The sequence below is a fragment of the Burkholderia sp. SRS-W-2-2016 genome, from assembly GCF_001931485.1.
Classification (GTDB): domain Bacteria; phylum Pseudomonadota; class Gammaproteobacteria; order Burkholderiales; family Burkholderiaceae; genus Paraburkholderia.
In genome coordinates this window covers 1-14,118 of record NZ_MSDV01000028.1, presented here as the reverse complement: position 1 = coordinate 14,118, position 14,118 = coordinate 1, and the positions used below count along the sequence as shown (strand labels likewise).

Below are 14,118 nucleotides of genomic sequence, written 5' to 3'. Positions count from 1 at the left end.
AATTCCCTGCCGTAATAAGCATTCCCGATTTTCTTCTAAAACCTGGAGCCTTCGAATGTCGACGTCAGCGAGCGGCCAGACCGCGCTCGGCGATAACGCAGCACGGCAACTAGCCAACGCCACCAAAACAGTCCCGCAGCTTTCCACGATCACGCCGCGCTGGCTGACCCATCTGTTGCAATGGGTGCCCGTCGAAGCGGGTATTTATCGACTGAATCGCGTGAAGGATCCTGAAGCGGTGCAGGCCGCCTGCACCGCGCGCGAAGACGTGAGCACGCTGCCGACCACCTACGTGCCGTACGAGGAGAACCCGCGCGAGTACTTTCTGAATGCGGTCAGCACGGTGCTCGATGTGCACACCCGTATCTCCGATCTGTATAGCAGCCCGCACGATCAGATCAAGGAACAGCTGCGCCTGACCATCGAGACGATCAAGGAAGTTCAGGAAAGCCAACTGATCAACAATCCGGACTACGGTCTGCTCGCCAATGTCGACGACGCGCAGCGCGTGTTTCCGCTGACCGGCGCGCCGACGCCGGACGATATGGACGAGTTGCTGACGAAGGTCTGGAAGGAGCCGGCCTTCTTCCTCACGCATCCGCTCGCGATCGCCGCGTTCGGCCGCGAATGCACGCGCCGCGGGGTGCCGCCGCCGACGGTCAGCCTGTTCGGTTCGCAGTTCCTGACGTGGCGCGGCATTCCGCTGATTCCGTCGGACAAGGTGCCGGTCGCCGACGGCAAGACCAAGATTCTGTTGCTGCGGGTCGGCGACAAGCGGCAGGGCGTCGTCGGTCTGTATCAGCCCGGCGTCGCGGGCGAACAGGGACCGGGGCTGTCGGTGCGTTTCATGGGCATCAACAATCAGGCGATCGCGTCGTATCTGATCTCGTTGTATTGCTCGCTCGCGGTTCATTCACCCGATGCGCTCGCAGTGCTCGATGACGTGGAAATCGGCAAATACCATGACTATCCAGAGACCTACCGGTAGTCCGCCGCGCGCGGAAGCGTTGTCCGCCGCACCGCCGCCGGGGTTGCCCGCGGGCTTGCCCAATCCCGCGCAACTCGCGCGTCTTGCAACCGGGTTCTTCAGCGCATTGCCCGGTGGCGCGCCGTCGCCTGGCGTGTCCGCGGGCAGCGGTGCGGTAGGCGGCGTCGCGTCGGCATTGCCGGCCGCCGCGCCGATCCTCGCGTCGCTCGGCAATCCGGCACCGGCGGGCTCGCCGCTGGCCGGCCCGGGCGGTAGCGGGACCGGGGTGCCGGGCCTCGCGGTGCCGCAGGGCAAAGCGGCGGGCGCGAACCTGCTGCCGTCGGCGCCGACCCATGTGCTCGCGCTCGGCAATCGCGCGCCGGCGCTCGTGCCGCATGCAGCGGCGCAGAACGGCTTGCCCGACAACGCGGCGACGATTGCGCCGGCGCTCGAACCGCGCGCCGGCGGTGCCGCGCTCGGCGTCGCGCCGTTCTACTTCCTCGATACGCCCGGACACGGCTGGCAGCGGCCCGAGCAGCCGATCGCGCTGCCGGCGAGCGGCATTGCCGCGCCGGCTTCGTTCGGTCTCCCAGGCGAAGACGAACTGCGCGAGCTGCTGTCGATCCATCGCTATGCACCGCTCGACGATCAGCACGGTTTGCCGCGCGGCGGCGCGCCGTACTTCGTCGAAGGCACGCGCGCGCAGGATGCAACGCTCGCGCTCGCGCCGAGTGCGCCGGCAGCCCGACCGCCGTTCGACGTCAACGCGATTCGCCGCGATTTCCCGATCCTGCAGGAGCGCGTGAACGGCAAGCAGCTGATCTGGTTCGACAACGCGGCGACCACGCACAAGCCGCAGTCGGTGATCGACCGTCTCGCGTATTTCTATGCGCACGAGAACTCGAACATCCACCGCGCCGCGCATACGCTGGCGGGCCGCGCGACCGATGCATACGAGGGGGCCCGCGCCAGGGTGCAGCGCTTTATCGGCGCGTCGTCGCCGGACGAGATCGTGTTCGTGCGCGGCACGACCGAAGCGATCAACCTGATCGCGAAGACGTGGGGCGTGCAGAACGTCGGCGCCGGCGACGAAATCATCGTGTCGCATCTCGAACATCACGCGAACATCGTGCCGTGGCAGCAGCTCGCCGCGCAAACGGGCGCGACACTGCGCGTGATTCCGGTCGACGATTCGGGTCAGGTGCTGCTCGACGAGTACCGCAAGCTACTGAACGATCGCACGAAAATCGTTTCGGTAACCCAGGTATCGAACGCGCTCGGCACGGTCGTGCCGGTGCGCGAGATCGTCGAGCTAGCGCATCGCGCGGGGGCGAAGGCGTTGGTGGACGGCGCGCAGTCGGTGTCGCATATGCGGGTCGACGTGCAGGCGCTGGACGCGGATTTCTTCGTGTTCTCGGGGCACAAGATTTTCGGTCCGACCGGGATCGGCGTGGTCTACGGCAAGCGCGCGGTGCTCGACGATATGCCGCCCTGGCAGGGCGGCGGCAACATGATCGCCGACGTCACGTTCGAACGCACGGTGTTCCAGCCGCCGCCGAACCGCTTCGAAGCCGGTACCGGCAATATCGCCGATGCGGTCGGTCTCGGCGCGGCGCTCGATTATGTCGAGCGTGTCGGCATCGAGAATATCGCGCGCTACGAGCATGATCTGCTCGAATACGCGACTGATGCGCTGGCGCCGGTGCCGGGCGTGCGGCTCGTCGGCACCGCGCGCGACAAGGCGAGCGTGCTGTCGTTCGTGCTGCAGGGCTACGCGACCGAAGAAGTCGGGCGGGCGCTGTCGCAGGAGGGCATCGCGGTGCGCTCCGGGCATCACTGCGCGCAACCGATTCTGCGTCGCTTCGGGCTCGAGGCGACGGTGCGTCCGTCGCTCGCGTTCTACAACACGTGCGATGAAGTGGATGCGATGGTGTCGGTGGTTCGTCGACTGGCAGCAAGGCGAACCTGAGCGGCGACGCAGCGCATTGTCGTTGGCCGCGTGACGCAGAAAAAGCAAAAAGCAAAAAACAAAGGCATGGTGCCGGAAGACACCATGCCTTTTTCATGTATGTGGCCCGCGCGCCGCGCGTGTCAGCAGAGCGTCGTGCTCGTCACCCACGACATATCGTTAAAGCGCGTGACGATATGATCGAGCGATTCCCGCGGCGTGTGACGCAGTGCGATCGTCGCCTGGTCGAAGCCGTCGGCCGGCAGCGTCTTGATGTCGACCTTTTCGACATTGCCCGAAAACGGCAGCAACACCTGCCAGATCGCCGCGATGCGGATCCGTTGTGTCCCTGCGCGAACGATCAACCGATGGTGATCCGCGGATTGCAATGGTGTCATCGGCAATCCCGTTTCCACGTGCGTACTGCTCATTGTGTTTCTCCTGAGTGTGTGTCGCGGCGCCCTGTGAGCGCCGCATTATTTTTCGATCTCTCGTTTTTCCGGTCCTGCATCGGCGATGCGATGCAGTCGATCCATGACGGCCTGTGCATGTTTTCGATCTGCTCCGGAGATATCCTGACGGCCCAACAATCCTTCGATGCGGCAGCGCCAGTAGTCCGGCACGTTGATCAACGATGTCGGTGCGATCTCGTCGCCGCTCTCTGCAATTCGTTCGAGCTGGGCGACGATCGCCTCGATGTGCAACAGGTCGCTTTTGTAAGAAGCGTCGAGTGCCATCCCATTCCTTATCGGTTCGTTTTGCTAAATGCCCTCGTTGCGGTCACGCCGGTGCGGGCCTGATACCACCATTCCTCGTGATTGAGATTGCGGAGCAGCTGACCGCGGCGTCGCTCGCGGCGGTAGTGGCTACAAATCAGCGGCATTGCAATCAGCAATGCGACGCCGGCGATCGTCAGTCCCATCCATGTTTCGCTCATCGTGACCTCGCTGACAGGAAAACCACGCTAGCGGGCGGGTCGAGCTTCGCTGGAAGCGCGTTCGGATGCGCGACCCGCCCATCTGGAATCATCCGATTCCGACTACCCTGGTCGAAACGGCTGAACGACCCAGCGACACTCAACCGGGTTGACCGGCGGAGCGAACGGCAGCCTGACCCTGCTGCGCCATCGCGATCGCCTGGGCGGCGCTCTTGCGGATCGTGTCGATCCCGACGCTGCCGAACGACACCGCCGACTTCATCACGGACACCGCGGCTTCGGAACCGGCGGGCGCGTTTCTCGCGAAGCCTTCCACGACCTCACGCAATTTCGCTTGCTGTTGCTGGAAGCCGGCGTCGAAGATTTCGAGAATCGCGGCATAGGTACGAGCCGAGATGTCGGACGTCTGGCGGTTGTATTCGAGCAGCTTCTCGGCGAACGGCTGTACGTTGCCCGCCTGGTCGATCCACAGATCGAGCGGCGTTTTATCCGCGAGACGTTGCGCGTCCTCGCTGCCGGGCAGTGCCTGCTTCGCCACGCGCAGGTTCAATCGAACGAGCTCTTCAAAACCTTGGAACGCGTGTTGCGCCACCGAAAAGCCTGTGAAAACGGTACCACTGTGCAGCCGGTCGAACTGTTCAGTCATCGGGACGGACACCTGAAAACTCCTTTAGTGATACGAATTAAATAAGCAATAAGTCGGCGGTAAAAAACCCGTCTCATCAGACAACACACAACGTGCTGATAACTTGTCACGATGCGGATTTTCCTTCCGCATTGCAACATTAGATGGTTGATTCTAACTTTGTTAAATATACCTTTGGAAGGCCCTTTTATAAGGGCTTACCCGTAGTTATTTCGGCATATTTGCCGCCCCTTTTGTCTGATGCAACCGGCTTCCCTTACCAGGTCTGGCGGAGCGGGGAGTTGCGACAGAACGTCACCCGTGCTGATTGCGAGTATTCGGCTTTCCGATGACAAAAAGACGCGTTTCAATCGCGATGTTGCGTTGCGATAGTTCGCGTTAGGCGGTGCGGAAGTTTCGCGGGTCGCGGATTGAAGTGGCAGGGAAATCGGCCCGCATAAACAGGAACGAACGTGCGTGCGTCGAGACTCGACAGTCCGCAGACGAGCGTGAAGAGATAGAGAAAGAAAGAGAGAGGCGCGTCGCGCGAGGAAGCGCGAACGGCGGCGCGTGCGAATCAGCACGCGCCGCCGTTCGAGGTTTAATCGATCAAGCCTGCGGCAGCAGCAATGCCGCGAGCAAGCGGCGCAATTGCGCGGACTCGCCGGCCGTCAGCTTCGCGGTGAGAATCCGCTCGACCTGCTCGACGCGCGGCCGCAACGCGATCAGGCGCTTCTTGCCGGCGGCGCTGAGAAACAGCACATAGCTGCGCTTGTCGACCGGATCGTCGGCGCGCTCGACCAGGCCATTGCGAACCATCCGGGCGACGAGATCCGCGATCGTCGAGCGGTCGACGTCGAGCTGGTCTCCGAGTTGCCGCTGACTGACGCCGGGCGTTTCCTGCAGGATCTCGAGCGCCGCGTACTGCACGCTCGTGATCTCCGCGGAAACCTCGCTGAGCCACACTGCCGCGTGGCGTTGTTGGGCACGGCGCACCAGACTGCCAGTGAATCTGGGTAGCGTGCCGGTGTCTTCAGGTTCGATCGGCAATTTCGGAGTGTCGGATTTCAGGGTGATTTAACGCGCGCGGAAGATCGGCTTGAAGAACGCGGTCAACTCGGCGTATGCATTCAACGGCAGCACGTGGGCCACGTATTGATCCGGACGCACCACGACGAGCGCGCCGCGTTCGCGATCGATACCGCGCTCGTCGAAGATATCAGCGCTCGCGTCGCTCGTAAATGCCTTTTCATAGTCGACCAGGCCGTAGCGGCCCTTGCGCGGCAGCAGCAGCGCGGGCAACGAGTCGAGACTGACTTCGCGATGCGGTTGCTGCAACACCGCGCGCAGATCGAACACGCTGTCGATGTCCGCGCCTTCCGGCGTGAACAGTCGCACGATCGAATCGGCCGACGTATTCAGATGCTCGCACAGCGCATTGAGCTCACGGCGCGATGCATCGCCGAATGCGTACAGACGCCAGCGGCCGTCCGCGCGCGCGGCGTGGCCGAGATGGAACGGCTTCGCATCCGCGACGCGCACGACCGGCGCCGAATGAAAACGCGTGCCGATCGTAAAGCCCTTCGCGAGCGCCTGATGCGTGGCTTCGCCGGTCAGCATGGCCGGCTTGTAACGCGTTGCGATACCCGCGGTGTAGCGGCCGGCGCGCACGAAATAAGCCTGCAATTCCGCCGGATCGACGCCGCCCGCTTCGGGGCGGTTCGGATCTTTCGGCGGCGCGGCCATCATCGCCGACCATTCCTTGTCGAAATCGATCAGTTCCTGCGCGATCGGCTGGCGCTCGTCCGAATACGTGCGCAGCAGGCTGACGTCGCTGCGCCCTTCGAGAACCGCACCGAGTTTCCAGCCGAGATTGAAGCCGTCCTGCATCGACACGTTCATCCCCTGGCCGGCCTTCGCGCTATGCGTGTGGCACGCATCGCCGGCGATGAACACGCGCGGTTCGCGCGAACTGCCGTCGGTTGCGATTGCGTCGTCGAAGCGGTCGGTCAGACGCTGGCCGACTTCGTACACCGAGAACCACGCGACTTCCTTTACGTCGAGCGAATACGGATGGAGGATGTTCTGCGCGGTTTCGATAATGCGATCGACCTTGATCTGCTTGAGGCCGTCGCGGTTCTCCGCGGTGACGTCGCCGAGGTCCACATAGAAACGCACCAGATAGCCGCCTTCGCGCGGAATGATCAGCAGGTTGCCCTTGCTCGCGGATTGAATCGCCACTTTCAGACGGATGTCCGGGAAGTCGCTGACCGCCAGCGCGTCCATCACGCCCCACGCATGGTTGGCCGCGTCGCCGCGCAGCGTCTGGCCGATCGCGGTGCGCACCTTGCTGCGCGAGCCGTCGCAACCGACCACATAACGCGCGCGCACGGTCACGAGTTCGTCGAGCCGCGCCGGATCGGTGCGCTTGAGCGTGACCAGTACCGGATATTCGTGGCTGTCGTCGCGCTGCAGTTCGACGAATTCGAGGCCGTAGTCCGGTTCGAAGCGGCGCGCGGAGCGGCGCATCACGTCGAGCAGATATTCCTGGATGCGCGCCTGATTGACGATCACGTGCGGAAATTCCGACAGACCTGGTTCGGTATCCTGAACACGGCCGGTACGATGAATCGCGTTGCGATTGTCTGGAGCGGGACGCCAGAAGGCCGTTTCATTGACCCAGTAAGCTTCGTCCAGCAGACGATCGCCGAGGCCGAACGCATTGAACATTTCGACGGTCCGGCACGCGACGCCGTCGGCCTGACCCATCTGCAACGGGCCGTCGCGACGTTCGACAATGCGCGTGCGGATCGACGGGAATTGCGACAGTTGCGCGGCGAGCACGAGTCCGGCCGGGCCGCTGCCGACGATCAGCACGTCGACGGTGTCGGGCATTTCCGCGCTATGGGCGTTTTCGATAGCGGGTTCGATGGTCGGGTCGCCGACCCGAAAGCCGTTCAGATGAAACTGCATGACGTGCTCCTCCGGATATGTGTGAAAGACTGTGACCGGAAATATACTCCGTACACCAACCATTTTGAAGCACTTCTTGTGTGGATGGATGTTTACCCTGGCGTCGGGCGTGTTCGACGTTTTAGGGGGCGCGCTTTTTCGCCACCGGATCGACAGAACCCGTTCGTCGGCGGCGAAGTAAAGCGGAAGTGTGGGGGGATAGGCGAGGTGTTGCGGTACGCGATGCGGTGTGCCGCCGAATATCAGTGCGGAATCGCGTGGTAGCCGTGCATCGGCACGCGCTGGAGCGCGTGAGTCGCGCGAGCGGTTGCTCGCGGGTTTGTGCGCCGAGCACGAGGCGCACGGTCGTCATGTCGAAGTCGAATGCGTCGAATGCGTCGATGTGTCGATGCGTCGTGTAATCAGCGCGAAATCGGCGGTCCGAAAGCGCACCGTAATGCCGAGCTTTTGCCGATCGCGCACTTCAGCCCGGCTGCGCATCGCTCAGCTTCCCGCAGCCGTCACCCGCCAGATTGTGTTGCCGACATCGTCGGCAATCAGCAGCGCGCCGTCGCGATCCTGCGCGACGCCGACCGGCGCTCCATAGGATTCCTTCTGGTCCGCCGACGTGAAGCCGGTCACGACATCCTGCGGTGCGCCAGCCGGTTTGCCGTTCGCGAACGGCACGTAGGCGACCACGTAACCGCTCAACGGCGAGCGGTCCCAACTGCCGTGCTCGCCGACGAACGCGCCGCCGCGATAGCGCGCGGGCAGGCTGTTGCCGGTATAGAACAGCAAACCGAGCGCCGCGACGTGCGAACCGAGCGCAAAGTCCGGCGGAATTGCTTTGGCGACGAGGTCGGGACGCTGCGGTTGTGCGCGCGGATCGACGTGCTGGCCGTAATAGCTATATGGCCAGCCGTAGAACGCGTTCTCTTTCACCGAAGTCAGATAGTCGGGCACGAGGTCCGGGCCGATCTCATCGCGCTCGTTCGCGATCGCCCACAGCTGTCCGGTTTGCGGCTCCCATTGCAGGCCGGTCGGATTGCGGATGCCCGCCGCGTAAATGCGGCTCGCGCCGGTCGCGGTGTCGACTTCGAGCACGTCCGCGCGCCGGTACTCGACGTCCAGACCGTTCTCGCCGACATTGCTGTTCGAGCCGACGCCGACATACAGTTTTTTGCCGTCGAGACTGGCCAGCAGCGCTTTGGTCCAGTGATGGTTGATCGTATCGGGCAGGTCGGCGAGTTCGACGCCGCGTTGGCTGATGCTGGTCGCGCCGCTCTGGTACGGAAACTTCAGGATCGCATCGGTATCGGCGACATAGAGCGTATTGCCGATCAGCTGCATGCCGAACGGCGAGTGCAGATGGTCGATGAACACGAAGCGCTGCCATGCGCCGCCGCCGTTCGCGGGCTTTCTGAGCAGCGTGATGCGATTCGCGCCTTCGGCCTTCTTGCCCGACTTGCTTTCGATCAATCCGGCAATTACCTGCTTCGGCGTGGTCACCGCTTCTTCGTTCGGGCTGTTCGACTCGGCCACCAGTACGTCGCCGTTGGGCAGCGTGTAAAGCTGGCGCGGATGCACGAGTCCCGACGCGATCTTCTCGATCTTCAGCCCGTCCGCCACCTTCGGCGTTGCACCGTTGCGCCAGCCGACGTATTTCGGCACCTGCATCGGCGGCGCGAAGAAGTTGCGCGCATGCGGCAGCGATGGATCGGTGCCCGCCTGTTGGGTCGCGCTGTATTGCGCGTCTTCGTGGCAGCCGCCGAGTAGCGCCGCGATGGCGACGACGAACACGCTGGTCGTGTGGCGCTTATTCATAAACCACCTCCGCGCGAGCCAGCCGGTTCATTGCCATTACGACGTGGGCAATGCTTAGCAGTACGACGGTGATTACCGACAGAATCACGTTGTCCGGCACCATCGCATAGGCATCGCGACTATGCACGAACGCATTGACGGTTGCCGCGGCGATCGCGAGCAGATTGAGCCAGAAGTCGACTCGTTCGAGGCGCGAGACCGGCCGGCGTCGCTGGAACCACACGTGGCCGAGGTTCAGCAGCCGCGGAATGATCGCGATGATCAGGCCGACCGTGACGAGCCACGCGGCGCCTTTGCCCCAGAACACGTTGCGTGTGTTCAGGTAGGTGATGTCGAAGATCAGCGTGGCGACGAACATCCCGTACGGGATCGGATTGAGCCATTCGAACAGCGCGGCGGCGAGCTTCGCTGATGCGCGGGCGGGGTGGCGGGCGGGATGGTGAGGTGAAGCGCGGGTGGCGGACGGCGCGGTGGACATGACTTTCCTTCCTTTTTTCGGAACCGGTCGCCAGTTAATGCGCATTAGGCATGCCTGAGGTTTTCGTTTGTCTGTCGGTGGTCTGTTCGTGCAGGCCCGCGAAGCTGGGCATGCGCGCTGCTGTCTTACCAGGCGACCCGGCGCAGTGTCACCAAACCGCGGGCGAGGAGGAAAGATGAAACGATGGATAGGCGTGGCGTTACTGCTCGTGCCGATGGCCTTGAGCGTGACGGCTTGCAGCAAAGCGCACAAGGCGGGCAACGACAGCATGAGCGTGCACGGCGGCAGGATCGTGGCCGCGGCGTCGTTACCGGTGATCGGTGGAGTGGCGGGGTGGCGTTACAAGGTGGCGTTCGGTACAGACGCCGCTCAGTGCTAATCCGCGCTTTTCGGCCCTTCCGCAGCCTGCCCCGCGGCACCGAGAATCGCCTCGGCATCCGCGCGCGCATTGTCGAGCTGCACCCGGCTCGCCTCGCTGGCCGCGCGCGCGTCGCGGTTCTCGATCGCGCGCAGAATCGCCTCGTGGCGCGGCAGCGAAAGCGCGTGCGTATTCGGATGGCGGCTCGTCAGCTTGATCGACTCGCTGAGCGCGAGCGACAGCATGTTGCCGATATACGCGAGCATGTCGTTGTGCGTCGCGGCCATGATCGCGCGATGAAACTCCAGGTCCGGTTCGAGCAGATCCGCCGCCGTTTCGGCCTGCTCCATGCGCGCGTAGGCGGCCGCGATGCGCGCGCGGTCGGCATCGCTCGCGCAGGTGGCGGCCAGCGCGGCCGCCGCGGGCTCGATGATCTGCCGCACCATCATCAGCGAGTGGAAGAATTCCCCTTCGGCGACGCTGTTGACGGTCCAGTACAGCACGTCCGGGTCGAGCAGGTGCCACTCTTCGCGCGGCCGCACCACGCTGCCCACGCGCGGCTTGGACAGCACCAGCCCTTTGGCCACCAGCACGCGGGTCGCCTCACGCAGCACCGGACGGCTCACGCCGTAGGTTTCGCACAACGACGGTTCGGCGGGCAAGCGCTGGCCCGGCGCGAGCGCGCCGCTGACGATCCGCATGCCGAGCTCCTGCACGATGCGCCCGTGCATGCTCTTGCGTTTCTCCAGATTTCGGTAGTCCATAGTATTTCTGAAGAGGCGGCGGCGCGCAGCCCGTGTGGGCCGATCAACTCAATGCGAGCCGGCCGCGCGCATCGCCCGGTATTCCCGCCGCACGATATCCATCAGTTCGGCGACCGAAGTAAGTGCGCTCTGCTGCTCATAGGTCACGCGGCCGCGCTGCATCAGCATGATGCGATCGGCGATGTCGAGCGTCTGCGCATAGTTGTGCATGATCATGATGATCGACAGGCCGCCTTTTTCCTTCAGGCGCATCAAAAGATCGATGATCAGTCCCGCCTCGCGCGCGCCCATTGCCGCGAGCGGCTCGTCGAGCAACAGGATTTTCGCGTTCGAATGCACGGCGCGCGCAACCGCGATCGCCTGGCGCTGGCCGCCCGACAAACGCTCCACCGGCAGATCGACCGACGGCACGTGCACGCCGATATCGTCGAGACACTGCGCGGCGCGCTCGCGCATCTGTTTATGGTCGAGTAGCCGGAACGGCCCGCGCCGCACGATCTCGCGGTTCAGGAACATGTTGTGATAGATGCTCAGCGAATTGGCGAGCGCGAGATCCTGGTACACGCATTCGATGCCGAGCGAGCGCGCATGGTCGACCGAGCGCAGCAGCGTCTCGTTGCCGTCGATATAAAGCGTGCCGCCGGTTTGCTGATGAAAGCCGGTGAGGATCTTGACCAGCGTGGATTTGCCCGCGCCGTTGTCGCCGAGAATGCCGAGAATTTCGCCCTTGCCGAGCGCGAGCGACACGCCGTCGAGCGCGGTCACCGCGCCGAAGCGTTTGACGAGGCTGTCGCCGCGCAGCGCGAGCGGCGCATCGGCTGTGTGATGAGGCGCCGGGGCGGCGGGCGGGTGAGGCGATGGGTTCGGCGCTTCGTCCATCAGTGGCCTCCCTTGCGGCGAATGCGCCCGACGTGAACATTGAAGATCATCGCCGCGAGAATCGCCGCGCCGAGAATGATGTTGAACGTGAACGCGTTGATCCCGATCAGCGTGAAGCCGTCGCTCAGAATGCCGAGCACCGCCGCGCCGATCAATCCGCCGACGATCGTGCCCGAGCCGCCGGTAAGCGGCGTGCCGCCGATCACCGCGGCGGCCACCGCGAGAAACATGATCTGGTTGCCGCCGGCCTGCGGATCGATCGACGTAATCCGGAACGCTTCGAGGATGCCGGTGAAACCCGCGAGCACCGCGGCGATGATGAAGTTGCCCAGACGCAGCCGGTTCACGTGAATACCGGCTTCGCTCGCGCCGATCGGATTCGCGCCCGCCGCCTGGGTATGCAGGCCCCAGCGCGTGTGCCGCAACAGCACATGCATCGCGAACGCGATCGCGAAGGTCCAGAGAATTTCGCTGTAGCCCCACGCGCCCATCACCGCCGCGAACAGCGGCGAGCCGGGCGTGGGGGCGGGCGTGCCGCGCGACACGGTGAGCGTGATGCCGTTGATCAGAAACAGCGTGCCGAGCGTGGTGACGAACGACGGCAATCGCAGCCACACGGTCACCGCGCCGTTCACGAAACCGATCAGCGCCGCGGCGATCAGTCCCGCGATCAGCGCGAGCCACATCGGCGCGCCCGCGTCGTTCGCGAACACCATCATGAACGGCGCGAACGCGAACACCATGCCCGCGGACAGATCGATGTCGCCGCCGATCATCAGCATGATTTCGCCGAACGCGATGATCGCGACCGGCGCGATGTACTGCGACAGGTTGACGAGGCTCGCGTTGCTGAGCAGAAAATCGTGATTCGCGAACTGGAAATAGGCGGCCAGCAGCACCGCCACCAGCAGAATGCGCAGTTCGGCCCCCCAATGCGATGCAAACGAGACGCCCGCGCGCCGGGGCACGCGGGACGTTTCGATTTTGCCGGTCTCGTCCACTGTGTTCATCACGACTTGATCGCGCCGCGCATCGGCACGATTTGCGGCTTGGTGGTCTTGCCTTCATAACGCGTCGACGTGTTCAGGTACGGCTCGACGGTGTCCTTCGTCACGAATTTAAGGCCGGTGTTGGTATCGGCCGGGCCGACGAGGCCGCCGGACGCGAGCGTGACGAACGCCTGCATCACCGTATAAAAACCCTGCACGTACGGTTGCTGATCGATCGTGAAGTCGAGGAAGCCTTCGTGGATCAGCTGCACGGTGGTGGGCAGCAGGTCGAAGCCGCCGCCGTGCACGCCCTTGGCGGGCAGGTTCGCTTCCTTCATCACCTGCGCGACGCCCTGGGTGCTGCCCGCGTCCACCGCGAACATGCCTTTCACGTCCTGGTGGCCGAGGTAGAACGATTTGATTTTCGACAGCTCCTCGTTGACGGTCGCGCCGGTCGCGATGGTCTGGATATCGATCTTCTTGCCGGACTTCTTGATCGCGTCGCTCGCGCCGTCGAGGCGCGGCTGGATGTTGAGCTGGCCCGGCGTCGCGATGAAGAGGGCCACCATCCCGCTGTCGATCAGACTGACGATCCGCTCGCCCATCTGGTAGCCGGATAGATAGAGATCCTGACCGATATACGCGAGACGCGGATTTTTCTTGCCGCGCGGCGCGTCGGCGTTGTATGCGAATACCGGAATGCCGGCGTCGAGCGCGGCCTGGATCGGTTTATCGAATGCGCTCGGATCGACGATCGGCACCGCGATCGCGTCGGCCTTGGCGGCGATTGCCGAATTGACCGCGCGGACCATTTCGCCGGCGTCCGAGGTGGCCGAGCCGGTCCACTGATAGTCCATGCCGAGCAATGAGCAGGCATCCTGAATACCGTACTGGGTCGGCACGAAGAACGGGTTGGTGGTGACGTGATTGACGAACACGATCTTCCACTTCTTGTGCGCGGGAAAAGCGGCTTCAGCCGCCTGCGCGGTGCCGATCAGTCCGCCGCTGCCGCCTAGCGCACCGAGTAGAGAAAGCGCGGCGCCGAAGCCCGCGCCCTGCATCAGCCCGCGCCGCTGCGCGCTGAAACCATTGCCGCCATTCGCCTCTTCGTCATCCCGTTGCTGTGCCATTTTTTCCTCCGGTTCACTTCTGCGTTGGTCGATGCGGTCGACGTCGAGTCGATCGTGTGCAGATGCAGGATGGCACCGGGAGTGCGCTGCTCAAGCGCAGCGCAGGGTGGTGGCGTGAATTCGGGCAGCCCGGATTCGGAAGCGCTCGTTACGCGCCGTGCGGTACCGCAAAAATGTTAGTTCAGTGCGGTTGCGGCGGCTAATACTTGTATACCCGTAACTAGTAAGACTATTTGGGGCACACCACCCCTCACCCCGGCACAAACA

Annotated in this window: 15 protein-coding genes and 1 pseudogene; 3 read left to right on the top strand and 13 right to left on the bottom strand. The window is 63.7% G+C overall.

Annotation, left to right across the window (positions count from 1 at the left end):
• The first annotated feature begins 55 nt into the window (after positions 1-55).
• A complete protein-coding gene (locus BTH42_RS14040) occupies positions 56-988 on the top strand; it encodes a family 2A encapsulin nanocompartment shell protein (RefSeq protein ID WP_075300282.1) in 933 nt (310 codons plus the stop codon).
• Entirely contained in the window at positions 963-2,936 is a 1,974-nt protein-coding gene (locus BTH42_RS14035; protein WP_075300280.1) for a family 2A encapsulin nanocompartment cargo protein cysteine desulfurase, read from the top strand. Before BTH42_RS14040 ends, BTH42_RS14035 begins: the two co-directional genes overlap by 26 nt.
• Positions 2,937-3,058: 122 nt before the next feature.
• On the opposite strand, the gene BTH42_RS14030 is transcribed toward BTH42_RS14035, so the two are convergent.
• The 9 genes and pseudogenes from BTH42_RS14030 to BTH42_RS13995 form a co-directional block, all read right to left on the bottom strand.
• Entirely contained in the window at positions 3,059-3,346 is a 288-nt protein-coding gene (locus tag BTH42_RS14030) for a hypothetical protein (RefSeq protein ID WP_075300278.1), read from the bottom strand.
• A gap of 45 nt (positions 3,347-3,391) precedes the next feature.
• Positions 3,392-3,652, bottom strand: coding sequence for a hypothetical protein (locus tag BTH42_RS14025; RefSeq protein WP_075300276.1), 261 nt, complete (start codon positions 3,650-3,652; stop codon positions 3,392-3,394).
• Positions 3,653-3,660: 8 nt separating this feature from the next.
• A complete protein-coding gene (locus tag BTH42_RS14020) occupies positions 3,661-3,852 on the bottom strand; it encodes a hypothetical protein (protein WP_075300274.1) in 192 nt (63 codons plus the stop codon).
• Positions 3,853-3,991: 139 nt separating this feature from the next.
• Entirely contained in the window at positions 3,992-4,510 is a 519-nt protein-coding gene (gene phaP, locus BTH42_RS14015; RefSeq protein ID WP_256702017.1) for a TIGR01841 family phasin, read from the bottom strand.
• Between the two features lie 576 nt (positions 4,511-5,086).
• A complete protein-coding gene (locus tag BTH42_RS14010) occupies positions 5,087-5,527 on the bottom strand; it encodes a MarR family winged helix-turn-helix transcriptional regulator (RefSeq protein WP_075300270.1) in 441 nt (146 codons plus the stop codon).
• A gap of 27 nt (positions 5,528-5,554) precedes the next feature.
• Positions 5,555-7,450 carry an FAD-binding monooxygenase gene (locus tag BTH42_RS14005; RefSeq protein ID WP_075300268.1) on the bottom strand — a complete coding sequence of 632 codons (1,896 nt, stop codon included), beginning with the start codon at positions 7,448-7,450 and terminating at the stop codon, positions 5,555-5,557.
• Between the two features lie 135 nt (positions 7,451-7,585).
• A pseudogene (locus BTH42_RS36455) lies at positions 7,586-7,909 on the bottom strand (ABC transporter substrate-binding protein); the annotation flags it as partial.
• 24 nt (positions 7,910-7,933) lie between these two features.
• Positions 7,934-9,253, bottom strand: coding sequence for a sorbosone dehydrogenase family protein (locus BTH42_RS14000; protein ID WP_075300257.1), 1,320 nt, complete (start codon positions 9,251-9,253; stop codon positions 7,934-7,936).
• On the bottom strand, positions 9,246-9,731 hold the full coding sequence (locus BTH42_RS13995; RefSeq protein ID WP_075300255.1) for a DUF2231 domain-containing protein: 486 nt from the start codon (positions 9,729-9,731) through the stop codon (positions 9,246-9,248). Before BTH42_RS13995 ends, BTH42_RS14000 begins: the two co-directional genes overlap by 8 nt.
• 175 nt (positions 9,732-9,906) lie before the next feature.
• Between BTH42_RS13995 and BTH42_RS13990 the strand changes: the two genes are divergently transcribed.
• A complete protein-coding gene (locus tag BTH42_RS13990) occupies positions 9,907-10,110 on the top strand; it encodes a hypothetical protein (RefSeq protein ID WP_075300253.1) in 204 nt (67 codons plus the stop codon).
• On the opposite strand, the gene BTH42_RS13985 is transcribed toward BTH42_RS13990, so the two are convergent.
• Genes BTH42_RS13985 through BTH42_RS13970 form a run of 4 tightly spaced genes read right to left on the bottom strand, consistent with a single transcriptional unit; the run spans position 10,107 to position 13,851 of the window.
• Entirely contained in the window at positions 10,107-10,853 is a 747-nt protein-coding gene (locus BTH42_RS13985; RefSeq protein ID WP_075300251.1) for a FadR/GntR family transcriptional regulator, read from the bottom strand. The genes BTH42_RS13990 and BTH42_RS13985 overlap by 4 nt on opposite strands.
• Before the next feature lie 48 nt (positions 10,854-10,901).
• Complete coding sequence (locus tag BTH42_RS13980) at positions 10,902-11,732, bottom strand: ATP-binding cassette domain-containing protein (protein ID WP_075300249.1); 831 nt, start codon at positions 11,730-11,732, stop codon at positions 10,902-10,904.
• Positions 11,732-12,742, bottom strand: a complete 1,011-nt coding sequence (locus BTH42_RS13975) for an ABC transporter permease (RefSeq protein WP_075300247.1) — start codon at positions 12,740-12,742, stop codon at positions 11,732-11,734. The genes BTH42_RS13980 and BTH42_RS13975 overlap by 1 nt, the downstream gene beginning before the upstream one ends.
• Entirely contained in the window at positions 12,742-13,851 is a 1,110-nt protein-coding gene (locus tag BTH42_RS13970) for a sugar ABC transporter substrate-binding protein (protein WP_075300245.1), read from the bottom strand. The genes BTH42_RS13975 and BTH42_RS13970 overlap by 1 nt, the downstream gene beginning before the upstream one ends.
• Between the last annotated feature and the right edge of the window lie 267 nt (positions 13,852-14,118).